The sequence below is a fragment of the Elusimicrobiaceae bacterium genome (assembly GCA_017520185.1).
Lineage (GTDB): Bacteria > Elusimicrobiota > Elusimicrobia > Elusimicrobiales > Elusimicrobiaceae > Avelusimicrobium.
Genome location: JAFXGO010000026.1, coordinates 45,626 through 67,261 on the forward strand (window position 1 = coordinate 45,626; position 21,636 = coordinate 67,261).

The window sequence follows — 21,636 nt, forward strand, 5'->3', positions numbered from 1 at the left end:
TAAATCTGTTATCTTACTTGTTAATAAGTCTGTTAATTTATAAACATCATAAACATAACTTTTGTTTATAGACTGTTTGTTTTTGGTTTTTCCCCAAATTATCCACTTTTTCTATTTGTTATCCACAGCTTTAATATCACTTAAAATTCGGTTAATTTCAGCTGCGAAAAAGGGATCGTTTTTTATTTTATCTTTTACCAAATCACGGGCATGAACTACAGTACTGTGATCTCTGTTAAATTCTCTGCCTATTTCCGATAAAGACATATCCGTCAGAGACGTCGTTAAATAAATAGCTATTTGTCTGGGCCATGCAATAGATTGCATTTTACGTTTAGAACTAAAATCTTCTATTTCTATTTTGAAATATTTACCCACTACTTTTTTAATAGTGTGTACGTTTACGGCTAAACGTTTTTCTTCTAAAGTTAAGATATCTGCTAATAATTCTTTTGCAATAGCAATGGTAGGTATTACTCCATGCATATCACAATAAGACATAAGTCTAAATAAAGCCCCTTCTAATTCACGTATATTGGTTTGTATGCCTTCAGCAATAAAAGCCAAAACATCATCTCCAATATCAAAATTAATAGATTCTCTTTTTTGTCTTAAAATGGCGATACGTGCTTCAAAATAAGGTTTTTTAATCTCACAGGTAGGTCCGGACAATAAACGAGATGAAAGACGTTCGTCTAAATCTAATTGTTGAGGGGTTCTGTCAGAAGATAAAACAATCTGTTTACTGCTTTCAAATAAAGCATTAAATGTATGGAAAAATTCTTGAACACTTACTTTGTCGGATTTTCCGGCGACGAATTGAATATCGTCCATTAATAAACAATCTAAAGATCTATATTTTTTGCGGAAATTTTCCGTTGCACTGTATTGGATAGCTTCTACATATTCTGCCACAAATTCTTCCGCAGACATATATAATACTTTAGCACTCGGATTATTTTTTAAAATTTGGTTTCCGATAGCATGTAATAAGTGGGTTTTTCCTAATCCCGGAGTGGAATAAATAAATAAAGGATTATGAGATCTATCTCCTAATTTATTAGCCGCTGCCTGAGAAATTTTATAAGCAAAGCGGTTAGACGGAGATTCAATAAAATTATCAAATTGATATAAAGAGTTTAAACGGGAAGGAAAAAGATTTTTTTTGATAACCGGCGCAACAGAAACCGCCTGAGGGGCAGATACAGGGCTTTGATTTTCTTCTCCAACAGATTGAATAGTTTCTTTAATTTCTTTAATAATATAGGTAATAGAAATCTCTAAACCGGTATGTTTTAAAAAAGCATCTTTAATTATATTTTCGTAGCGGTTTTGTATTGTTTTTTGCCAAAAAGTGTTAGGCAATTGTATAGATAAATTAGTATTATCCAACTCAAATACGGCAGGTCTAATCCACATATCATAGGTATCTTTGCCTAAAATTGTTTCTAATTCTTTAAAAATAGGAGATAATTGTTCATTAGATTGTAGATTGTCCACTTCGAGTTCCGCCTAAAAATAATATATATTAAATCTTATCAATTATAAAATCCAACGTCAACTATAAAAAATACAGTTTTACGGTTTAAATCACAAAAAACCCCTAAAATTCTTGTTTTTTAAAAAAATGGCTATTTACCCCTTTAAAAATAATAAAAACTTTTAATTTTTTAATTTAAACGATAAAACGTAAAAAAATATATTTATCCACAAGATATTATCAATTTTTTCTAATACTTTTTTGTTGCTTGTTTATTTTAAAAATAAAATTTATACTAAAAATCATATAAATATGATATAATTTAATAAGAAAAATTCTTATTAATAATAAAAAGGGGGAAGAATATGCCGAAACTTTATGAAATTTATAAATGTGATGTTTGTGGAAATATAACAGAAGTAGTGCATGGTGGAAAAGCAGAAATGTTTTGTTGTGGTAAACCTATGACACTTCAAGTGGCGGGTACAGTAGAAGCCTCTACGGAAAAACATATTCCGGTGATAGAAAAAATAGAAGGCGGTTTTAAAGTAAAGGTAGGAGAAGTAGAACATCCGATGATTGACTTACATTATATAGAATGGATAGAATTAATAACAGAAGATGGTCTTGTATTACGTAAACATTTAAAACCGGGTGATAAGCCGGAGGCTGTATTTATGTGTGATGCTACAAGAGTGACAGCCAGAGAATATTGTAATCTTCACGGATTATGGAATAAAGAGATTTAATCATATCCTTATCAAAAATAGGAAATCAATAAGATAGTAAGGAGAAACTATGAAGGCAGTTAAAATTACAGATAAAGTATATTGGGTAGGGGCTATTGATTGGAATATTCGTGATTTTCATGGATATTCGACAAAACAAGGAACTACATATAATGCTTTTTTGATTTTAAGCGAAAAACCTACCTTAATAGATACCGTTAAAAAAGAATTTTATCCGGAAATGATGGCACGTATTCAAAGTGTAATTGATCCGAAAAAAATCAAGATTATTATTTCTAACCATTCTGAAATGGATCATTCCGGTGCTTTACCTGAAACAGTAGCCGCTATAGAGCCGGAAGAAGTGTATTGTTCGGATATGGGTCATGTGGATTTAACGGAACAACTTTATCCTAATTTTGAAATGAAAGTTGTAAAAACGGGTGATAGAATTGATGTGGGAGGAGATACTATTTCCTTTGTAGAAGCCCGCATGTTGCACTGGCCTGATAGTATGTTTTCTTACTTAGAAAAAGAAAATATTTTATTTACCAATGATGTATTTGGTATGCATTATGCTACCGGTAAATTATTTGACGATGAAAACAATGAGATAGATTGGCTCTACGAAGCAGAAAAATATTATGCCAATATTGTATTGCCTTATTCTGATATTGTATTACGCTTTTTAGACAATGTAAAAAAAATGGGTCTTGCTCCCAAAGTCATTGCTCCGGATCATGGTTTTATCTGGAGAAAAGATCCTGCCAAAATTATCAGTTTATATGAAAAATGGGCTACACAGGCACCGAATAATAAAGCTGTCGTCGTCTATGATACAATGTGGGGAAGTACTCAAAAGATGGCCGAATATGTGGCAGATGGTCTTAGGGAAGGCGGCACAGAAGTAAAATTAATGTCTATGCATTCCTGCCATAGAAGTGATGTTGTGACGGAATTGTTAGACAGTAGTGCTTTAGTTATTGGAAGTCCTGTATTAAATTCAGAAATTTTTCCGGCGATGGCAGATGTTTTGTGTTATTTAAAAGGTCTTAAAAAGAAAAATTTAGTAGGTGCGGCTTTTGGCTCTTATGGTTGGAATCCTGCTCCTATTAAATCATTGGAAGAAACATTAAAGGCCATGAAAGTGGAGCAAGTTTATCCGACGGTCACTTCCAAATTCGTACCCAATGCCGATACATTACAGGCATGCCGTCAAATGGGATTAACGATTAGTCAGAAAATTGCCGAAAAATTGAAATAAGGGTTTTTTATGAATCAAAATTTTATTGACGGATTAAATTGTATTACTTATGGTTTATATATAGTGTCATCGTCTTTTGAAGGTAAAGACAGTGCTATGATTGTAAATACGGTTTTTCAAGTCAGTGCAGAACCACCAAAAGTTGCTATATCTGTTAATAAAGAATGTTTGACTCATGAAATTATCCAAAAAAGCCATGTTTTTGCCGCTATGCCTTTGGAACAAAAAACAGATCTTCCTTTTATAGGTAGATTTGGTTTTCGTACAGGACGTAATTTTGATAAATTTGCCGGTATTGACATAAAACGTTCCTCTTCAGGGATGCCTATTGTGCAAGAACATACACTTAGTTTTATAGAAGTAAAAGTAGAACAAGAAGTAGATGTGGGGACTCATACCATGTTTATAGGTACGGTGCAAGAGGCAAGATGTTCCTCTTTACATCAAGAACCCTTAACATATGAGTATTATCATAAAGTTATTAAAGGGAAAGCACCTAAAGGTGCCACCCATCTTTAAAATAATTGGAGGAAGTTATGAAATATATTTGTGAAATTTGTGGTTATACCTATGATCCCGCCGAAGGAGATGCTACCAAAGGTATTGCTGCTGGTACGAAATTCGAAGATCTGCCGGCCGATTGGGTTTGCCCCGTCTGTGGAGTAGGTAAAGATCAATTTAAACCGGCAGAATAAGTACTTCGGTTTTAATGATTTAAAAAGCACAAAACAAAAAATGTTTTGTGCTTTTTATTATTTAATATTCATAGAAATTATGGTAAAAATTATAACTATAATCGGTAATTTATACTTTGTATGCCAGCTTGTTTGATAATCTTTATTTCATAAAGGACAAAGGGATAAGATCCAATATCAAAAAAAATACTTAATTGCTTTTTTATGTTCTCAAATTCAGAAAATTCAAAAGAAAATAAATCCATTAAATTTTAATATCTGTTTGTAGAAAAACACAACCGGAAATTAGAAAATATATGCAAAATATATATATTATTTTTTTATATAAATCTCCTTTTTTATACTATATGAAAGAATATAAATATAACTTTGCTATAATAAATACATGAAAATTCTCTATGTTTCCACTTCTACGGATATGGGTGGAGCCGAAACGTCTTTGCGTTCTTTGGCTCTAACCGCTAAAAATGCCGGACATACTGTTAAAATTATTTCTTTAAAACCGTTAGGATCCGTCGGAAAAGATATTATTTCTCAAGGGATAGAAGTTATTTCTTTGAATTTAAAATCTAAAGCCAATATGCTGGAAAATGCAGGAGTTTTTGCAAGACTTTTGCAGGAAATAGAAATTTTTAATCCGGATATTGTGCATGCTCTTTTATTTAGAGCCATACAGTTTTGTCGTTCTGCAAAGAAAAAATTATCTTTTAAGTTAATAACTACCCCCCATTATGATTTATCCAAAAAAAATTATTTTTTACGTCTGTGGGATCGTTCTTTAAAAGATATGGATGATATAAGTTGTGCAGAATCTCAGTCTACGGCTGATTTCTTAACACATAAACAGAAATATAAAGAAGATAAAGTTTTTTTAATCCAAAATAGTGTGGATACACATTATTTTACCCCCAATGAAAGTTTGGGAAAAAAAACTCGTGAAAAATTGGGTTTTCATGCCAAAGATACGGTATTTATTTGTGTGGCGCGTTTGTCTGCAGAAAAAAATCATCAACTTTTGTTTGAAAGTTTTGCGTCCGTAAAGGCCAAAAATCCGAAAATTGGGTTGATAGTAGTAGGGGACGGCCCAGAAAACGCGAAATTGAAGGAATTTGCTTATCAACGAAATTTAGAAAACAATATTTGTTTTGTAGGAGAAGTAAGTAATGTTTATCCTTATTTGTTAGCATCTGATGTTTTTATTCTTACTTCTTTCGTTGAAAGTCTACCTATTTCTTTATTAGAGGCTTGTTCGTGTCAATTACCTGCTATTGTTAGTAAAGTGGGTGATATGCCTTTGGTTGTACAACATGGCAAAACCGGATTTGTTTTTAATGGCACAGACCCTGTGCTTTTAAATGTATTAATGGCAGAAATATGTCAAAATGAAAATTTAAGAAAAGAAATGGGAATATCTGCCAGAAAAAGAATAAAGAAAAACTATTCTTGTTCTGAAGAAAAATACATTCAATTATATGAAAAAATAAAATAGTTTTCACGTGAAAACTAGGAGCTTTTATGGAATCGAAACTTTTTGTTGTTGCTTGTATTATGTATATTTTTTCTTGGATTAGTAAAAAACTATTTAAGAAGAATAAAATTGCTGATGGAAAAAAATTTGGTTTTTGGCATGCAATTTTTTTGTTGTTGATTTTGTCTTGTGCTTATAATATTATTAATTTTGTCATAAATAGTGGAGTAGAAAATCCTTTTTTGGATAAAGGATTTTCTTTGAAAAAAATAGTTATTCCTTTTATTATTCTTTTTATTTCCATATATGGCTTTTTTTCTGCTAAGAATAAAAAAGGAGAATCAAAAAATATTTTAATAAAAAGTGATTTGGAGTGGGCAAATACGGTCTATTTCGCTGGATTTGTTGCCTCTATTGTTATGTTTTTCTTTGTGCAGGCTTTTAAGATTCCGTCTGCATCTATGCAAAACACCTTGTTAATAGGAGACCATTTGTTTGTTAATAAAGCCGCTTATGGTTTTAGAATTCCGCTGACTCAAATTAGATTCTTAGAATTTAATGAGATAAAAAAAGGAGATATTATTGTTTTTTCTTTTCCGGCAGAAAGTAAGGAACAAATTAATTGTGGTGGTTATCAATATGGAAAAGACTATGTTAAAAGAGTAATTGCTTTAGGCGGAGATAAAGTTGAAGTAAAAAATGCCAAACTTTATGTTAATGATCAAGAGGTAGAAAAACAAGGGTATGAAATTTATGAACCGGTTTCTCGTTTGCAGGCAGAACATAAATTAGATGGAACAACCTATCAATTATTATGGGAAAATAGAATTTTGGAACATGAGTTAGGAATGTCATTAAGAGATAATTTTGGCCCTGTTATTGTTCCGGAAGGGCAATATTTTGCTATGGGAGATAATAGAGATAATTCTTGTGATTCCCGTTTTTGGGGGCCTGTTCCTAGAAAAAATATCAAGGGGACTGTTTGGTTTATCCACTGGCCGATAAGCAGAATAGGTATTGTAAAATAATAAATTGTATAGGAAAACTTTTATTTGTGGATAATTTATCCACACAAATTAACAGGTTTTGTGAAAAACAAAACCTGTTTTGTTTTCACGTGAAAACTGACTTGCTTTTTGTTCCCTTTATATGATTTAATATGTTTATGGAGGATTTATGGGAGAGATAATTGCTATTGCAAATCAAAAAGGTGGTGTTGGTAAAACAACCACTTCTATTAATTTGGCGTATGCCCTAGCACATTTAGATCAAGAAGTTTTGTTGATTGATTTTGACCCTCAAGGAAATGCCGGTTCAGGATTAGGTATTACTGTGGAAGAAGGAGAAAAATCGGTCTATCACTTATTGACAAAAAATGCTACTTTTGAAGAAGTTATTAGACAAACTTCTAATGAAATGTTAGATGTTATCCCCACATGCAAACATTTAGCCGGTGCAGAAGTTGAACTGGTTAATGTGCGTGGTCGTGAGAATATGCTTAAAGAAGCCTTGTCTCCTTTGCGCAAAATGTATAAATACATTATTATAGATTGTCCTCCTTCTTTGGGTCTTCTTACCTTAAATGCTCTAATGGCGGCAGACAGTGTAATTACTCCGGTACAATGTGAATTTTATGCTATGGAAGGATTGGCTCATTTTATGGGAACTATCCAAAAAATTAGACAATTCTTAAATAGCAACTTAAAATTAGATGGCGGTGTATTAACAATGTACGATAATCGTATGAATCTATCTCGCCAAGTATTTGCAGAAGTCAGTCGTTTCTTTGGGGAAAAAATTTATAAAACTCCGATTCCCCGTAATATCCGCTTAGCCGAAGCTCCCAGCTTTGGGCAATCTATTTTTGATTATGAGCCTGCCTGTCGCGGTGCGAATGCTTATATTCAGTTAGCTATTGAATTTATGGCCAGACGCGGTGCTGATATGGAAGAATATGCAGGCTATAATATGCAAAACGCAGAAACTTATAACTATGATTTTGGAGGATAATTAAATGTCAAGACAAGCATTAGGAAAAGGCCTCGATGCCTTGCTTAAACAAACACAGGAAGTTTTAAATAATCCTACGGCTGTTCGTCCGGAAAATCCGTCCGGTCCCTCTGTACAAAAAATATCTTTAGAGAAAATTATCCCCAACCGCTATCAACCGCGTCGTATTTTTGATGAAAGCAAACTGCAAGAATTGGCCCAATCTATACAAGAACATGGCCTTACTCAACCTATTGTTGTAGTTTACGATGTTGGATTGGATAAATATGAAATTGTAGTGGGTGAGCGCCGTTTCCGCGCCAGTCAGTTGGCCGGACTTACGGAAATAGATGCTATTGTGCATAAGGCTTTGACAGATAAAGAGATGTGTGCTTTGGCTTTGATTGAAAATATTCAGCGCGAAGATTTAAACCCGATAGAAACGGCTTTGGGATATAGAAATTTAATGAGTAAATTTGAAATTTCTCAAACAGATTTAGCCGGATATTGTGGCAAATCTAAAGCAGCTGTTTCAAACTCATTGCGTTTGTTGGAACTTCCCGAACATATGCAAGAGGCTTTGCAAGACGGTACTATTTCTGAAGGGCATGGACGGGCTTTATTGATGTTATTGGATCCTATTAAAAAAGAATCTCTTTTTCAAAGATTGAAAAAAAATAAAATGTCTGTCCGACAAGCAGAAGAAGCCGCCAGAGCATTATTGCAGCCGTCACCTATTAAGTTGCCAAAACCGCCTGAGGTTGCTTCTTTTGAAAATGACTTACAAGCCTCTTTGGGAACAAAAGTAGAAGTGCGTTATGGTAAAAAAATGTCAAAAGGTGTTTTGATTATCCAATATAATTCTTTGGAAGAATTGGATAATATTGCTAATCGTTTGAAAACAAAATTATTATAAGTTTATTTCAAACAAAATTACCCGAGTTCTTTAAAAAGACTCGGGTTTTTGTTTATTGATTGAAAAAAAGAAAAGGTATAAAGAAAAATTAAAAAGTTTTCATGTGAAAACTATGTTTGTTTTGACAAAAACAGCCCAAAACTCGTGTTCGCAAGCAAAACAACTTCTATTTTCGATTTTCTTCTTTTTTGCTTACATTTGTATTGTTTTTATAAAAAAACACAAAATAGGAGTATTTTTGTAAAAAATGAATTTTTGTCGACGGAACAAAATATAAAATAAAAAAACATACTCTTAAAAAAGGAATTTTTGGAACATAAGTTAGGAAAACTAATTTTCAAATATGAAACTTTATTTTTTAAAATTATGAAATAAAAAATTAAAATAGAATTTTTGCTATAAAAAAACGTGAATTATTCGTATGGATTTACTACAATGTTATGAGAGAAACAACTTCTCTTTGATGTAGAATTTTTATAATATAGTTGTATATTTACTGCTTGGTAAAAGATAGAGAGTTTATGGCATTGGGTCCCTTTTCAAAACAAGACCATGTGACGATTACTACTTTAGGACTTGAGTTTGCCGTAGCGGTAGCTTTAGGCGTAGGGGTTGGCTTGTGGATAGACAAAAAAATGTCTTCCGCCCCTTGTGCGACGATAGTTGGAATGTTATTTGGATTTGCTTTAGGAATATATATTATTGTAAAAGAAGCAAACCGATTTAAAGAAGAACCAAAGAAGGATAAAAAATAAAATGGACGTATCTAAAATTATAGAACATCATATTTTAGATCATGACTTAGGGGTCATGTTCGGTTCCTTTCATTTACCGATTACGGCACATACCTTAACCATGTTCGGTGTTAGTGTTGTTTTGCTGATAGTGGCGTTGCTTTTGTCTGTAAAAGGAAAAAATATTTTTGCTCGCTTATTAAATACGCTTGGCGAAGAATATGTATCTTTTATGCGTGACGGCATCGTGGTGCCTAGTATTGGAAAAGAAGGCCTTGCTTTTCTTCCTTATTTCTGCACTTTGTTTCTATTTATTCTTTTTTCTAATTTGGCTGGCCTTATTCCTCAAATGAAGACCATTACTTCCAATATTTCCGTCACGGGTGCTTTGGCTTTGTGTTCCGGCGGATTGATTGTATATGCCGGTATAAAATCACATGGCTTATGGGGTTTTATCAAAAGTTTTGTACCCGGCGGAACACCTTGGTGGTTGATTCCTTTGATGTTTCCGCTGGAAGTAATCAGCCTGCTCATTCGTGTATGTGTATTGGCTATCCGTTTGTTTGCCAATATGCTTTCCGGTCATATGGTGTTGTTAAGTTTATTGTTGATTATTTTTATCATTGGACAGATGAGTAAAATAGCCGGTGTAGGGGCTGCTTTTCCTGCAATGGGACTTGAAATTTTTATGACATTTTTAGAGTTGTTGGTAGCGTTTTTGCAGGCATATGTTTTTACCTTGCTGACGTCTATTTATGTAGGACTTGTTGTACATTCACATTAATTTTTAAATCAGCGGGTATATGACCCGCAAAAGGAGAGAAAAAATGGAACTCGCCGCACTTAAATTCGTAGCTGCCGGTATTGGTGCCGGTCTTACCGTAATCGGAGCCGCTTTGGGCTTAGGAAAAATTGGTAATGCCGCTTTGGAAGGAACGGCCCGCCAACCGGAAGCCGCCAATGCTATCCGCACGACCATGATCATCATTGCCGCCTTGTTAGAAGGTGCCGCCATGTTGGGTTTGGTGATTTGTTTGTTAACGATGGTCTTATAATTTTTATTTTCCGACAAGAGGAAATATGGAAAATTTATTGAATCCCGATTTCGGGGTTATGGCGTTGACAATTGTCAACTTCTTGCTTTTGGTTTGGCTTTTGCACAAATTTGCATGGAAAGGCATTATTGGTGCGCTTGAAAAACGTGAGAAACAAATTGCTCAAGACAAAGCAGCCGCTGCCGAAGCCCGACAAGAAGCGCAAAACATCAAAGCAGAATTAGATGCCAAATTAAAAGAAATCTCCGTCGAAGCCGCTGCCAAAATGCAAGAAGCGGTGGCGGTGGGTAATGCCCAAAAAGAACAAATCTTGGCCGAAACTCAACGCCAAGCAGAACAGTTGTTGACCCAAGCAAAAGCACAAATAGCTGCTGAAAAAGAAAAAGCCTTGCAAGAAGTGCGTGATCAAGTGGTCAGCACCGCGTTGGCTGCTGCTATTAAAATTACACAACAACAAGTAAACGAGCAAACGGCCGCTGTGGTGGTAGATGAAGTATTGCAAGAGATAAAAAATACAGGGAAAGGGCGTTAGTTTATGAAAAGTACAGACCGGATTTTATCTCAAAGATATGCTCACGCTTTTGACGGGCTTAGTACAAGCACCGAGCAGGCCTCCCAGCGATTTGAGGCATTATGTTTGGCGGCAGAATTATTAAAAAAAGCAGAATCTTTTATGAAAGATCCGGCCGTTTCTTCTTGTGAAAAAATAGTTTTTATACAAGAAGTGTTGCAACATGAAAAAACAATTGCACATTTTATCAGCGTATTACTAGAGGCCAAGAGATATTATTTGTTGGAAGAATGTATCCGGCAAATATCTGATTTGTTGGACCAAAGGTTAGGCATTGTGCGCGCAAAGGTAAAAACGGCTTTTGCATTAACGGACGAGCAAAAGAAAAAAGTAGAAGAATCCTTAAGTTCTTTTACGGGTAAAAAAGCCCTTGCGCAGTATAATACAGACCCTTCTTTGTTAGGAGGAATCTGCGCGCAAGTGGGGGATGTGTTGATAGACGGCACATTAAAGAGAAGATTTGAAAAATTACGGGAAGAATTAACCAAATAAACGGTGTAAATATGGCAATAAGACCCGAAGAAATAACCAATATTATCAAAGATAAAATTGAAAAGTTTGAGACAAAGGCAGACTTAAATGAAGTGGGTACTGTCATCCAAGTGGGTGACGGTATTGCCCGCGTTTACGGTTTAAACCAAGTAAAAGCCTCTGAGTTGGTGGACTTTGGCAATGGTGTCAAAGGCATGGCCATGAACTTAGAATATGACAACGTAGGCTGCGTATTAATGGGTGCAGATGAGTTGGTCAATGAAGGGACAACCGTCAAACGTACCGGTGAAGTAATCAGCATTCCGGTAGGGGAAGATATTATCGGACGTGTAGTAGATCCGTTAGGCCGCCCCTTAGATGGCAAAGGCGAAATCAAAGCCGATAAAGAAATGCCGATGGATATTGTTGCTCCCGGTATTGTGGAAAGACAACCCGTTAAACAACCTTTACAAACAGGTTTAAAAGCTATTGATGCTTTGGTCCCTATCGGCAAAGGACAGCGTGAGTTGATCATCGGGGACCGTCAAACCGGAAAAACCGCTATCGCGATTGATGCCATTATCAATCAAAAGAATTTGCCGGAAGATCAACGTTGTCTTTGTATTTATGTAGCCATTGGACAGAAAAACAGCACCGTTGCTCAAGTGGTACAAACTTTAACTGATTTCGGGGCCATGGAATATACAACCGTTATAGCTGCTACGGCGGCCGATCCTGCCTCTATGCTCTATATTGCTCCGTATGCCGGTTGTGCTATTGGGGAATATTTTATGTGGAAAGGCAAAGACGTTTTGATTGTATATGACGATTTGTCTAAACATGCACAGGCCTATCGCCAAATGTCTTTGTTATTGCGCCGTCCCCCCGGCCGCGAGGCATATCCCGGTGACGTGTTTTATTTGCATTCCCGTTTATTAGAGCGTGCCTGTAAACTTTCTAAAGAAAACGGTGGCGGCTCTTTGACCGCGTTGCCGATTATTGAAACACAAGCCAACGACGTTTCTGCTTATATTCCTACGAACGTCATTTCTATTACGGACGGCCAAATTTATTTGGAAAGCAGTTTGTTTTTGAGCGGTGTCAAACCTGCCATTAACGTAGGTTTATCCGTTTCTCGTGTAGGCGGATCGGCTCAACGCAAAACCATGCGCAAAGTGGCAGGAACCTTGCGTGTGGATATGTCACAATATCAAGAGTTGGAAGGTTTTGCTCAGTTTGGCTCTGAATTGGATAAAGAATCTCAACGCCAAATTGCACGCGGCAAGCGTATGAGCGAATTGCTAAAACAAGACCAATATCAACCGATGCGCTTGTGGCAAGAAGTGTTAGTGTTGTATGCAGGCACAAACGGCTATACCGATGAAGTAGAGGTTAGCCAAGTGCGTGAGTATGAAAAACAACTTTTGTCTTGGGCGGCTGCGGCACAAAAAGAACTGGTGGAAGAATTGGACAGTGCGGCAGAATTGACAGACGAATTAAAGCAAAAAATAGAAGTTGCTTTGAATGAATTTAAGAATATTTTTGAGAGTGAAAAATAGGAGACTTTTATGGAAAGCAAGAAAAAATATTTAGTGACCGGCGGTGCAGGATTTATCGGAAGCAATATTGCTAAAACTTTGGAAGCACAAGGTCATGAAGTGACGGTAATTGATGATTTTACTAAAAACGGTCATTTCAAAAATTTAATCGGTTTTAAAGGGGATGTTATTGCAGCCGATTTGTTTGAATATTTGCCGGAAAACGACTATTTTGATGCTATTTTTCACGAAGCCGCTATTACTGACACCACTGTCATGGACCAAAAGCACATGATGGAACAAAATGTGGAAGCTTTCCGTAATTTGCTTAACTATGCTGCTGAAAACGAAATTCCGAAAGTAATTTACGCTTCTTCTGCCGCTACTTACGGAAACGGTGCCGTACCGATGAAAGAAAGCCAGCCTACTCATCCGGAAAATGTTTACGGTTTTTCTAAAGTAATTGATGATAATTTGGCTTATAAATTTTCTCGCGAGCATCAGGATATGAAAATTATCGGTTTACGCTATTTTAACGTTTTTGGTCCCGGCGAAGAATATAAAGGCAAAATGGCCAGCATGATTTATCAGTTGTATAAACAAATGAAAGCCGGTCAACGCCCGCGTGTATTTAAACACGGGGAACAATTGCGTGATTTTGTATATGTAAAAGACATTGTAAAGGCCAATTTGTGTGCTTTGCATAATGGTAAAGAAACCTGTGTGTTGAATGCCGCCACCGGCATTGCTCGCAGTTATAATGACATTATCAAATGCTTAAACCATGAATTAGGTACTAATTTAGAACCGGAATATATAGACAATCCGTATCCGTTCTTCCAAAACAAGACCGAAGCCGACATGAGTCTTGCCAAAGAAAAAACGGGTTATACGCCGGACTTTACCTTAGAGACCGCCATTGCCGATTACGTAAGCATTTTAGAAGGCAAAAACAAATAAGGAACTTTTATGGAATCTTTGCGCGATATACGCCAAAACATCAAAGCCATTCGCTCTACGCAACAAATCATGCAGACGATGAAAATGATTTCCAGTGCGCGCATTCGCAAAGCACAGGAAAGCATGGAGAATGCTCGTCCGTTTGCTAAGAAAATGTTGGAAATGGTGGCGGACTTAAAGCAAGAAGTTTTGGCGTTGCCGCAAGAAGTGGACGGGCAAGAAAGTTGGGCCTCTCGGTTATTTATCAATAAAACGGGAGATTGCAATAAAGTCGGTTTAATTGTTATTACGGGCGATAAAGGGTTGTGCGGTTCTTTTAATGCCATTATTTTGCGTGCAGCCGTTGCTTTTCTAAAAGAAAACCAAGATAAAGAAATTTATGTGTTCTGTATCGGTAAGAAAGGAAAAGACTTTATCAATCGTTTCCGTCATAAAAACATTCATATTGTGTATGATAGTGTTGGCATTTTTCCAAAGGTGGAGTATGTTCATGCTGTCCTTTTGGGAGAAGCTGTGATGAAAGAATATTTTGAAAAGAATCTTTCGTCCATTACGCTGTTATATAATGATTTTAAATCGATGGGCAGCCAGCGTTTGGCGCAATATAAAATTTTGCCTTTTTCATTAGACGCGGAAGTAAAAGAGACTGACGGACGGGAATTTTTATTTGAGCCGGGCATGAAAGAAATTTTTAAAATTTTAGTGCCTCGTTTAATAAAAGCCAATATGTTTCGGGTTTTGTTAGAAAGTCAGGCTGCCAATTTAGCCGCCACTATGAATGCAATGGACGCCGCCAGCAAAAATGCAGGAGAATTGGCAGAGGCTTTAGGCGTAAAATTAAACAAGGTGCGCCAGTCTGGTATTACCAATGAAATTTTAGATATTGTAAACGGGGCAGAAGCTCTAAACGGTTAATATACGTAGGGGAAAAACTATGAATATGGGAAAAGTAAGTCAGGTAATTGGTGCTGCTATTGATATTCAATTTGACCAAGCCCATTTACCCGCTATTGAAAATGCTATTGAAATCCAACTTTCAGCAGATAAAGTGATTCTGGCTGAAGTAGCCCAACAAATGGGTGACGGTATTGTGCGTTGTGTCGCTCTGGAAAGTACGGACGGTTTGCAACGCGGTGCCGAAGCGCGCGATACGGGAGCTGCTTTAAAAGTACCCGTTGGAGAAGCCTGCTTGGGACGTTTGATGAACGTGCTGGGCCAAGCGCAAGACCATCGCGGCCCGATTGAAGGCGCTGCCAAAATGCCCATTCATAGAGATCCCCCTTCCCTGCAAGATCAAAACCCGACTCCGGAACTGTTTGAAACCGGTATCAAAGTAGTGGATTTAATTGCCCCGTATATGAAAGGCGGAAAAGTAGGTCTGTTCGGTGGTGCCGGCGTCGGTAAGACCGTACTAATTATGGAACTTATCAACAACGTGGCTCGTGAGCATCACGGCAGTTCCGTTTTTGGTGGCGTGGGCGAAAGAAGCCGCGAAGGCAACGATTTGTGGTTAGAATTACAAGACACCAAACTTAAAGACGGTAGCACAGTACTTGATAAAACGGTGTTGGTATATGGCCAGATGAACGAACCACCGGGTGCGCGTGCCAAAGTGGCATTAACCGCTTTGACGCAGGCAGAATATTTCCGCGATGAAAAAGGCCAAGACGTATTGCTTTTCTTGGATAATATTTTCCGTTTTGTGTTAGCCAATTCAGAAGTATCCGCTCTCTTGGGTCGTATGCCTTCGGCGGTAGGTTATCAGCCTACGTTAAACACCGAAATCGGCAACTTGCAAGAACGCATTACTTCTACTAAAAAAGGAGCCATTACTTCCATTCAGGCCGTTTATGTGCCGGCAGACGACTTAACAGACCCCGGTGTAGCGGCTACCTTTGCCCATTTGGACGCAACGACGGTTTTGTCTCGTAATTTAGCCAGTTTGGGTATTTATCCGGCAGTAGATCCGTTGGATTCTACCTCTCGCATTTTGGACCCGCGCATCATCGGGGAAGAACACTACAAAGTAGCCCAAGACGTACGCCGTATTTTGCAAAAATACAAAGATTTGCAAGATATTATCGCCATTTTGGGTATGGATGAACTTTCCGATGAAGATAAAAATACCGTTAACCGTGCCCGTAAAATCCAAAAGTTCCTTTCCCAACCGTTTGCAGTGGGCGAGCAGTTTACCGGTCGTCCGGGAAAATACGTGAAACGGGCCGATACGATTCAATCTTTTAAGGGAATCGTTAATGGGGATTATGACCATATTCCTGAATCTTGTTTCTTTATGTGCGGCGGGATTGAAGATGTGCTTGCCAACTACGAAAAAATTAAAGAAAAAGACGCTGAATAATTATGCCTAAAACGCTTAAACTAAACTTAATTACTCCGCAAAAGCAACTGCTCAAAGAATTGGAAGTGCAGAGTGTTGTGCTGCCTGCTTTTTTAGGAGAATTGGGTGTCATGCCGGGCCATATCCCGATGATGGTGCAGTTGGGGTTTGGCTCATTGCGCTATAAGCAGGACGGCAAGGAAGAAGAATTTGCCGTATTGGGCGGCTTTGCGGAAATTTTGCAGGATAGCGTGAACGTGTTTGCCGAGAGTGCAGGTCTTGCCGGAGAAATAGACGAAGAAGAAGAAAAGCAAAAAATTAAACGTGCCAAAGAATCTTTATCTAAAAAAGATGCCGACATTGATTTTGAACTAGCGGAAATAGAAATTAAACAAGCGCTTACGCGTATGAAAGTCAAGAAGCATCGTTTAGGATAATTTTCAAAAAACACCCCGCTAAAACGGGGTGTTTTTTATTGGTAAAAACTTCGTATACAATCACAAACATAAGACACTTCTTGTTCGGTTAATTCCGGAAACATCGGCAAAGAAAGGACTTCTTGACAGGCTTTTTCCGTAGAAGGGAAATCGGTCTTTTGATAGTGGAAATGTTTGTAGGCCGGTTGACGATAAAGAGCAACAGGGTAATAAATCCTTGTAGAAACACCTTTTTCTTTTAGAAACAATTGCAAAGAGTCCCGCCGTTCGGTGGCAATCGTATAAACGCAATATGTATGCGTATCTTCCGGGTAAACCGTAGTGGGCAAAGTAAGCGGTAATCCTTGCAAACCTTGCTCATACCAAGAGGCTATTTTTTGCCGAGAGGCTGTCCATTGCGGCAGATGTTTTAATTTTACCCGTAAAATGGCGGCTTGCACTTCGTCCATGCGCAAAGTAGAACCCTCTAAGTCATGCTCATATTCTTTGTCTTTATTGCGGCCGGAGTGCCTTAAACTGCGGCAACGGTTGGCAATATCATCGTCATTAGTGATAATGGCTCCGGCATCTCCGCATGCACCCAAATTTTTGCTGGGATAAAAACTAAAGGCACCCGCATGACCGAATGTCCCTGTTTTGCATCCTTGAGAAGTTGCCAAAAGAGACTGCGCGCAATCTTCTATCACTTTTAAACCATGTTCTTTGGCCAATGCCATAATACCCCTCATATCGGCAGGAGCACCGTATAAATGAACGGGTAAAATGGCTTTTGTTTTGGAAGTAATTTTTCGCGCAATATCGTGTGGACAGAGATTATATGTTTTCGGGTCAATATCGGCAAATACGAATTTGGCCCCCGTTAAAGAAATAGAGGACGTGGTGGCAATAAAAGTAAAAGGCGTGGTGATGACTTCGTCTGTTTCTTGTATACCGGCGGCTAATAAGGACAGTTGAATGGCGCCGGCTCCCGATGAGCAAGAAATGCAATGTTTTACTCCCAGCAAATCGGCCATTTCCTTTTCAAAATTTTCTGTTTGCGGGCCCAATAACCACTTCATGGAATTCAGCGCATCTAAGGCAGCGGCGTTGAGTTCCGTACGCAAAGAGTCATGTTGACGTTGAAGGTCAAAAAAGGGAACAGTGAGTATTGACATATTATTTATACAGGCTATACACTTCGGGCATTTCTAAGAGTTCTTTGGTTAATTTTTGAAACTCATGTCCGGTAAAAGTACCCACGATAGTGACGTGGAAATGCCCTTCGTGTTTGGATACTTCTTGCTTTAAAATTTTTACGTTTTGAGATTCAATGGTTTGGCGGATTTTATCGATTACGGTCCACTGAGGCTGACAGGTAAGAAAAAAAGTATCATAGCGGCGCAATTTTTCCACAAGCCCTAATGTTCGGCGCACACCCAATTGCATCAGCAGAATCAGCGCACACGCACCGGAAGCCAACACATATTGCCCATAACCTACCGCCATGCCGATAGCGGCCACCAACCACACAGCGGCAGCAGTCGTTAAGCCGGAAACTTTATTTCCTTCGCGCAAAATAGCCCCTGCCCCTAAAAAGCCTACACCGGATACAATTTGTGCTGCGATACGTCCGGGATCTCCACCCATTTCTCCCATTTTTAATGACAGAATGGTAAATAATGCCGCCCCTACGCAGATAATAGCGTTGGTGGCATATCCGGCGGGTTTGTCATTATATTGGCGTTCCAAACCCATCACACCGCCCAAAACTAAAGCAAGCAAAACTTTCACGATGATTTCTTCCATAAGAGCACCCGATCCTTTTGCTGAAAATTTTGATGAAGTCTATATATATTCTAATGATTCTTTGTGTTTTTTTCCAGCAGAAAATAAGATTAGTTTAAAAAAGTGAAAATCCTTGACTTATTTTTTTTTTTTGTTAAATTGTTTTTATAAGAAAAATTAACAAGAAGGAGATTTTAGATGAAAAATTTATCTAAAAGAAATACAAGCGGTTTTACGCTGATAGAACTGCTGGTGGTAGTGTTGATTATCGGCATTTTGGCGGCGGTGGCATTGCCTCAGTATCAAAAAGCAGTCACTAAAAGCCACTTTACAGAGGCTTTTATCGGTTTGAAAGCCATTGCAGATGCCGAAAAAGTATGTATGCTTAGCACAGGAGAAAGTGTGGATGATTTATGTTGTACTGGACAAATCTGCAATGTAGCGGAAAATTTAGACATAGCAATTGGAAAACCGGTGGAAGATCAGCCTCATCGTAGAGAAACAAAATGGTTTTCTTTTGATCTTGGAAACGGTACTTCTCTTGACTCGGGAAAAATAATGGCACAAGCCCTTTACAAAAAATATGATGCTTGTGTTTGCATCCATGAAGACGGGCATTTTTCTGGGGGATATAGTGGTTGTGGATCGCCGGAAGCCCCTTTTGATATTTGGAAACTGTTGAATATTGAAGATGAAGGTACTTGTGGTTGTTGTTAAGAAGTGCACTGCGTTTTTTGCTTCAAAATTGCTATGATATAAGTAATGCTTGGGCCTAGAGCAGGCGTTATGCCAATCCTAGCGCACAGCGCTTATTTTTGGTATAATATTTATAATAATTTGTTTGAGACAAATTAGATCTTTTTAGGCAAGAGTTAAACAAAATGGTAGCCCAAAAAAATCTTTGTGTACTCATTTTGGCCGCCGGCAAAGGCACCAGAATGAAGTCTTCCCTTCCTAAACCCCTGCACCGCGTGTGTGGGATTCCTATGATTGCGCACAGTTTGCGTGCAGCCCAGAGTTTAAATCCGGGCGCGATTTGCGTTATTGTCGGACACGAAGCGCAACTGTTGATGCAAACTATTACCGAAAATTTACAAACGTGGGGAATAAAGGCTCCTGTTGTATTTGCTGAGCAAAAAGAACTTAACGGTTCTGCCGGTGCCGTACGCGCTGCTTTGCCTTTGATTGAAAAATTTGAAAGCGTAATGGTATTAAACGGTGATGCACCGATGATACGCCCCGAAACTTTGCAACAAATGTTCAGCATTTGCGAAACGGAAAAAGCCGCCGCTATGGTATTGGGAGTGACTGTGCCTAACCCGAAGGGGTATGGCCGTATCTTACGTCAAAAAAGCGGAGCCTTTGACTGTATTGTGGAAGAAAGCGAAACGGACAACAAAACGCGCCAAATAACCGAAGTAAACGGCGGCATGTATGTTTTTAATGCCAAAGATTTGATATCGGCTTTGGCTCTTTTGAAACCGCAAGGCCCGAAACAAGAGTTTTATTTAACAGATACTTTGGCCATTATCAAAGATTTTCAGGAAAACGTCTTAGTTTTCAATACGGCAGATTATCAGCAGGCCTTAGGTGTTAATAGTCGCCAAGAATTGGCATTGGCTGAAGATTTAATGAGAGCCCGTATTGCCGATAAATTGATGGATAACGGAGTTCGTTTAGTCCGCCCGAAAGAAGTATATATTGATGAAGAAGTGCAAGTAGGCGAAGATACGATTATTTGCCCCGGTTGTTATTTAAAAGGCAAAACCGTTATCGGTAAAAATTGCCGTTTGGACGGCAGTGTCTTTATTACAGACTCTGTGATCGGAGATAATGTTTTTATCAAAATGGGCAGTTATATCGAAAACAGTGTGATTGAGGATCATTGCGAAGTGGGTCCTTATGCTCATTTGCGTCCAAAATCTACTCTGAAAAAGAAAGCCAAAGTGGGGAACTTTTGCGAGATTAAAAATTCCGTCATCGGAGAAGGATCTAAAGTAAATCACCTGACCTATATCGGTGATACGGATATGGGGGCCGGAGTTAACATTGGCGCCGGTACCATTACTTGCAATTATGACGGTGAAAAGAAACATCGCACCGTTATCGGAGACCACAGTTTTGTGGGCTCTAACGTAAATTTTGTAGCGCCTGTAGAGGTAAAAGCCTACAGTAAAATAGGCGCGGGCTCCACAATCACCAAAGAAGTGCCGGAAGGCTCTTTGGCCATTGCGCGTGCACGTCAGGTTGTATTAGAAAATAAAGGTATAAAAAAACATGACTAAAACCGTAAACGGAGATTTACGTATTTTTTCCGGCAATGCCAATCCGGCTTTAGCCCAAAAAATTGCCGCCCACTTGGGTATGGATTTGGGCAAAATCCGTGTAGAACGTTTTGCTGACGGCGAAATTGACGTACAGATTTTAGAGTCTGTGCGCGCCCATGATTGTTATTTGATTCAAAGCACCTGCCCTCCTGTTAATGAAAATTTGATGGAACTTTTGATTATGGTAGATGCCTTTAAGCGTGCCAGTGCTGGCAAAATTACGGTGGTGATTCCTTATTTTGGTTATGCTCGTGCCGACCGTAAAGCCGCCGCTCGTGTGCCTATTACAGCCAAACTGGCCAGCAACTTGATTACCAAAGCCGGAGCCGACCGCATTATGACGTTGGATTTGCATGCCGGCCAAATTCAGGGCTTCTTTGATATTCCGGTGGATCATTTGCGCGCCAGAAGCGTATTTTTAGATTATTTTAAAGATTTTGACCGTAAAGATTTAGTGGTCATTTCTCCCGACGTGGGTGGCGTGGAACGCGCCCGCAAATTTGCCGCGCGTATGGATGCGGGGTTGGTTATCATCGATAAACGCCGCCCAAAAGCCAATGAGGCAGTGGTATATAACGTAATCGGTGATGTAAAAGATAAAGTGGCTATCATTTTTGATGACATTGTAGATACGGCTGGCACATTAACTACGGTTGCCGCCAAAATCAAAGAGCAAGGTGCGCGGGAAGTATATGCGGCTTGTTCTCATGGGTTATTGTCTCGCAATGCCATCGACAAAATTAATAAATCAGCTATTAAAAAACTAATCATTACGGATTCTCTGCCTGAAAGAGATTTAGGACCAAAAGTGGATATGCTTTCGGTATCCTATATTTTGGCAGATGCTATCAGACGTAATCACGACGGTCGCTCTATCAGCGATATGTTTAATTAGTTTTTC

Annotated in this window: 24 protein-coding genes; 21 read left to right on the forward strand and 3 right to left on the reverse strand. The window is 38.2% G+C overall.

All coding sequences use genetic code 11. The annotated features are described in order from the left end of the window. Positions 1-111: 111 nt before the first annotated feature. A complete protein-coding gene (dnaA, locus tag IKL48_03730) occupies positions 112-1,500 on the reverse strand; it encodes a chromosomal replication initiator protein DnaA (GenBank protein ID MBR3603775.1) in 1,389 nt (462 codons plus the stop codon). Between the two features lie 345 nt (positions 1,501-1,845). Here dnaA and IKL48_03735 point away from each other — a divergent pair, with 345 nt between their 5' ends. From IKL48_03735 to atpC, 18 genes are all read left to right on the forward strand, one after another. Then, positions 1,846-2,229, forward strand: a complete 384-nt coding sequence (locus tag IKL48_03735; GenBank protein ID MBR3603776.1) for a desulfoferrodoxin — start codon at positions 1,846-1,848, stop codon at positions 2,227-2,229. Between the two features lie 49 nt (positions 2,230-2,278). Next, positions 2,279-3,472: an FprA family A-type flavoprotein gene (locus tag IKL48_03740; GenBank protein ID MBR3603777.1), complete on the forward strand. Its 1,194-nt coding sequence runs from the start codon at positions 2,279-2,281 to the stop codon at positions 3,470-3,472. A 9-nt stretch (positions 3,473-3,481) separates the two neighbouring features. Then, a complete protein-coding gene (locus IKL48_03745) occupies positions 3,482-3,991 on the forward strand; it encodes a flavin reductase (protein ID MBR3603778.1) in 510 nt (169 codons plus the stop codon). A 17-nt stretch (positions 3,992-4,008) separates the two neighbouring features. Beyond that, positions 4,009-4,167, forward strand: coding sequence for a rubredoxin (locus IKL48_03750; protein MBR3603779.1), 159 nt, complete (start codon positions 4,009-4,011; stop codon positions 4,165-4,167). A gap of 385 nt (positions 4,168-4,552) precedes the next feature. Beyond that, on the forward strand, positions 4,553-5,656 hold the full coding sequence (locus IKL48_03755; GenBank protein MBR3603780.1) for a glycosyltransferase: 1,104 nt from the start codon (positions 4,553-4,555) through the stop codon (positions 5,654-5,656). A gap of 26 nt (positions 5,657-5,682) precedes the next feature. Then, positions 5,683-6,663: a signal peptidase I gene (gene lepB / locus IKL48_03760; GenBank protein MBR3603781.1), complete on the forward strand. Its 981-nt coding sequence runs from the start codon at positions 5,683-5,685 to the stop codon at positions 6,661-6,663. Positions 6,664-6,811: 148 nt separating this feature from the next. Continuing rightward, positions 6,812-7,645: a ParA family protein gene (locus tag IKL48_03765; GenBank protein ID MBR3603782.1), complete on the forward strand. Its 834-nt coding sequence runs from the start codon at positions 6,812-6,814 to the stop codon at positions 7,643-7,645. 4 nt (positions 7,646-7,649) lie between these two features. Beyond that, the gene (locus IKL48_03770) at positions 7,650-8,540 is read left to right on the forward strand and encodes a ParB/RepB/Spo0J family partition protein (GenBank protein MBR3603783.1); all 891 of its coding nucleotides are present in this window, start codon (positions 7,650-7,652) and stop codon (positions 8,538-8,540) included. 521 nt (positions 8,541-9,061) lie between these two features. Next, a complete protein-coding gene (locus tag IKL48_03775; GenBank protein ID MBR3603784.1) occupies positions 9,062-9,295 on the forward strand; it encodes an AtpZ/AtpI family protein in 234 nt (77 codons plus the stop codon). Position 9,296: 1 nt separating this feature from the next. Then, positions 9,297-10,058 carry a F0F1 ATP synthase subunit A gene (gene atpB / locus IKL48_03780; protein MBR3603785.1) on the forward strand — a complete coding sequence of 254 codons (762 nt, stop codon included), beginning with the start codon at positions 9,297-9,299 and terminating at the stop codon, positions 10,056-10,058. Positions 10,059-10,101: 43 nt separating this feature from the next. Beyond that, positions 10,102-10,329: an ATP synthase F0 subunit C gene (gene atpE / locus IKL48_03785; protein MBR3603786.1), complete on the forward strand. Its 228-nt coding sequence runs from the start codon at positions 10,102-10,104 to the stop codon at positions 10,327-10,329. A 25-nt stretch (positions 10,330-10,354) separates the two neighbouring features. Further along, positions 10,355-10,861, forward strand: a complete 507-nt coding sequence (gene atpF / locus IKL48_03790) for a F0F1 ATP synthase subunit B (GenBank protein ID MBR3603787.1) — start codon at positions 10,355-10,357, stop codon at positions 10,859-10,861. A 3-nt stretch (positions 10,862-10,864) separates the two neighbouring features. Then, positions 10,865-11,392, forward strand: a complete 528-nt coding sequence (gene atpH / locus IKL48_03795; protein ID MBR3603788.1) for an ATP synthase F1 subunit delta — start codon at positions 10,865-10,867, stop codon at positions 11,390-11,392. A gap of 11 nt (positions 11,393-11,403) precedes the next feature. Next, positions 11,404-12,930 carry a F0F1 ATP synthase subunit alpha gene (gene atpA / locus IKL48_03800; protein MBR3603789.1) on the forward strand — a complete coding sequence of 509 codons (1,527 nt, stop codon included), beginning with the start codon at positions 11,404-11,406 and terminating at the stop codon, positions 12,928-12,930. A gap of 9 nt (positions 12,931-12,939) precedes the next feature. Continuing rightward, positions 12,940-13,869: an ADP-glyceromanno-heptose 6-epimerase gene (gene rfaD, locus IKL48_03805; protein ID MBR3603790.1), complete on the forward strand. Its 930-nt coding sequence runs from the start codon at positions 12,940-12,942 to the stop codon at positions 13,867-13,869. A 9-nt stretch (positions 13,870-13,878) separates the two neighbouring features. Further along, on the forward strand, positions 13,879-14,784 hold the full coding sequence (gene atpG / locus IKL48_03810; GenBank protein MBR3603791.1) for an ATP synthase F1 subunit gamma: 906 nt from the start codon (positions 13,879-13,881) through the stop codon (positions 14,782-14,784). 19 nt (positions 14,785-14,803) lie between these two features. Further along, positions 14,804-16,228, forward strand: a complete 1,425-nt coding sequence (atpD, locus tag IKL48_03815) for a F0F1 ATP synthase subunit beta (protein ID MBR3603792.1) — start codon at positions 14,804-14,806, stop codon at positions 16,226-16,228. A 2-nt stretch (positions 16,229-16,230) separates the two neighbouring features. Beyond that, a complete protein-coding gene (gene atpC, locus IKL48_03820) occupies positions 16,231-16,644 on the forward strand; it encodes an ATP synthase F1 subunit epsilon (protein ID MBR3603793.1) in 414 nt (137 codons plus the stop codon). 35 nt (positions 16,645-16,679) lie between these two features. On the opposite strand, the gene IKL48_03825 is transcribed toward atpC, so the two are convergent. Then, a complete protein-coding gene (locus tag IKL48_03825) occupies positions 16,680-17,798 on the reverse strand; it encodes a DegT/DnrJ/EryC1/StrS family aminotransferase (protein ID MBR3603794.1) in 1,119 nt (372 codons plus the stop codon). Between the two features lies 1 nt (position 17,799). After that, positions 17,800-18,429, reverse strand: coding sequence for an MgtC/SapB family protein (locus IKL48_03830; protein ID MBR3603795.1), 630 nt, complete (start codon positions 18,427-18,429; stop codon positions 17,800-17,802). A gap of 177 nt (positions 18,430-18,606) precedes the next feature. On the opposite strand from IKL48_03830, the gene IKL48_03835 reads away from it, so the two are divergent. The 3 genes from IKL48_03835 (at position 18,607) to IKL48_03845 (ending at position 21,630) form a co-directional block, all read left to right on the forward strand. Continuing rightward, positions 18,607-19,125, forward strand: a complete 519-nt coding sequence (locus IKL48_03835) for a prepilin-type N-terminal cleavage/methylation domain-containing protein (protein ID MBR3603796.1) — start codon at positions 18,607-18,609, stop codon at positions 19,123-19,125. Positions 19,126-19,289: 164 nt separating this feature from the next. After that, positions 19,290-20,693: a bifunctional UDP-N-acetylglucosamine diphosphorylase/glucosamine-1-phosphate N-acetyltransferase GlmU gene (gene glmU, locus IKL48_03840; protein MBR3603797.1), complete on the forward strand. Its 1,404-nt coding sequence runs from the start codon at positions 19,290-19,292 to the stop codon at positions 20,691-20,693. Next, positions 20,686-21,630, forward strand: a complete 945-nt coding sequence (locus tag IKL48_03845; GenBank protein MBR3603798.1) for a ribose-phosphate pyrophosphokinase — start codon at positions 20,686-20,688, stop codon at positions 21,628-21,630. Before glmU ends, IKL48_03845 begins: the two co-directional genes overlap by 8 nt. Positions 21,631-21,636 lie beyond the last annotated feature (6 nt).

What these genes read in the sequence shown, in the direction of transcription:
- IKL48_03735 (MBR3603776.1), top strand. Translation starts at nt 1,846, where the DNA reads ATGCCGAAACTTTATGAAATTTATAAATGTGATGTTTGTGGAAATATA.
- IKL48_03740 (MBR3603777.1), top strand. Translation starts at nt 2,279, where the DNA reads ATGAAGGCAGTTAAAATTACAGATAAAGTATATTGGGTAGGGGCTATT.
- IKL48_03745 (MBR3603778.1), top strand. Translation starts at nt 3,482, where the DNA reads ATGAATCAAAATTTTATTGACGGATTAAATTGTATTACTTATGGTTTA.
- IKL48_03750 (MBR3603779.1), top strand. Translation starts at nt 4,009, where the DNA reads ATGAAATATATTTGTGAAATTTGTGGTTATACCTATGATCCCGCCGAA.
- IKL48_03755 (MBR3603780.1), top strand. Translation starts at nt 4,553, where the DNA reads ATGAAAATTCTCTATGTTTCCACTTCTACGGATATGGGTGGAGCCGAA.
- lepB (MBR3603781.1), top strand. Translation starts at nt 5,683, where the DNA reads ATGGAATCGAAACTTTTTGTTGTTGCTTGTATTATGTATATTTTTTCT.
- IKL48_03765 (MBR3603782.1), top strand. Translation starts at nt 6,812, where the DNA reads ATGGGAGAGATAATTGCTATTGCAAATCAAAAAGGTGGTGTTGGTAAA.
- IKL48_03770 (MBR3603783.1), top strand. Translation starts at nt 7,650, where the DNA reads ATGTCAAGACAAGCATTAGGAAAAGGCCTCGATGCCTTGCTTAAACAA.
- IKL48_03775 (MBR3603784.1), top strand. Translation starts at nt 9,062, where the DNA reads ATGGCATTGGGTCCCTTTTCAAAACAAGACCATGTGACGATTACTACT.
- atpB (MBR3603785.1), top strand. Translation starts at nt 9,297, where the DNA reads ATGGACGTATCTAAAATTATAGAACATCATATTTTAGATCATGACTTA.
- atpE (MBR3603786.1), top strand. Translation starts at nt 10,102, where the DNA reads ATGGAACTCGCCGCACTTAAATTCGTAGCTGCCGGTATTGGTGCCGGT.
- atpF (MBR3603787.1), top strand. Translation starts at nt 10,355, where the DNA reads ATGGAAAATTTATTGAATCCCGATTTCGGGGTTATGGCGTTGACAATT.
- atpH (MBR3603788.1), top strand. Translation starts at nt 10,865, where the DNA reads ATGAAAAGTACAGACCGGATTTTATCTCAAAGATATGCTCACGCTTTT.
- atpA (MBR3603789.1), top strand. Translation starts at nt 11,404, where the DNA reads ATGGCAATAAGACCCGAAGAAATAACCAATATTATCAAAGATAAAATT.
- rfaD (MBR3603790.1), top strand. Translation starts at nt 12,940, where the DNA reads ATGGAAAGCAAGAAAAAATATTTAGTGACCGGCGGTGCAGGATTTATC.
- atpG (MBR3603791.1), top strand. Translation starts at nt 13,879, where the DNA reads ATGGAATCTTTGCGCGATATACGCCAAAACATCAAAGCCATTCGCTCT.
- atpD (MBR3603792.1), top strand. Translation starts at nt 14,804, where the DNA reads ATGAATATGGGAAAAGTAAGTCAGGTAATTGGTGCTGCTATTGATATT.
- atpC (MBR3603793.1), top strand. Translation starts at nt 16,231, where the DNA reads ATGCCTAAAACGCTTAAACTAAACTTAATTACTCCGCAAAAGCAACTG.
- IKL48_03825 (MBR3603794.1), bottom strand. Translation starts at nt 17,798, where the DNA reads ATGTCAATACTCACTGTTCCCTTTTTTGACCTTCAACGTCAACATGAC.
- IKL48_03830 (MBR3603795.1), bottom strand. Translation starts at nt 18,429, where the DNA reads ATGGAAGAAATCATCGTGAAAGTTTTGCTTGCTTTAGTTTTGGGCGGT.
- IKL48_03835 (MBR3603796.1), top strand. Translation starts at nt 18,607, where the DNA reads ATGAAAAATTTATCTAAAAGAAATACAAGCGGTTTTACGCTGATAGAA.
- glmU (MBR3603797.1), top strand. Translation starts at nt 19,290, where the DNA reads ATGGTAGCCCAAAAAAATCTTTGTGTACTCATTTTGGCCGCCGGCAAA.
- IKL48_03845 (MBR3603798.1), top strand. Translation starts at nt 20,686, where the DNA reads ATGACTAAAACCGTAAACGGAGATTTACGTATTTTTTCCGGCAATGCC.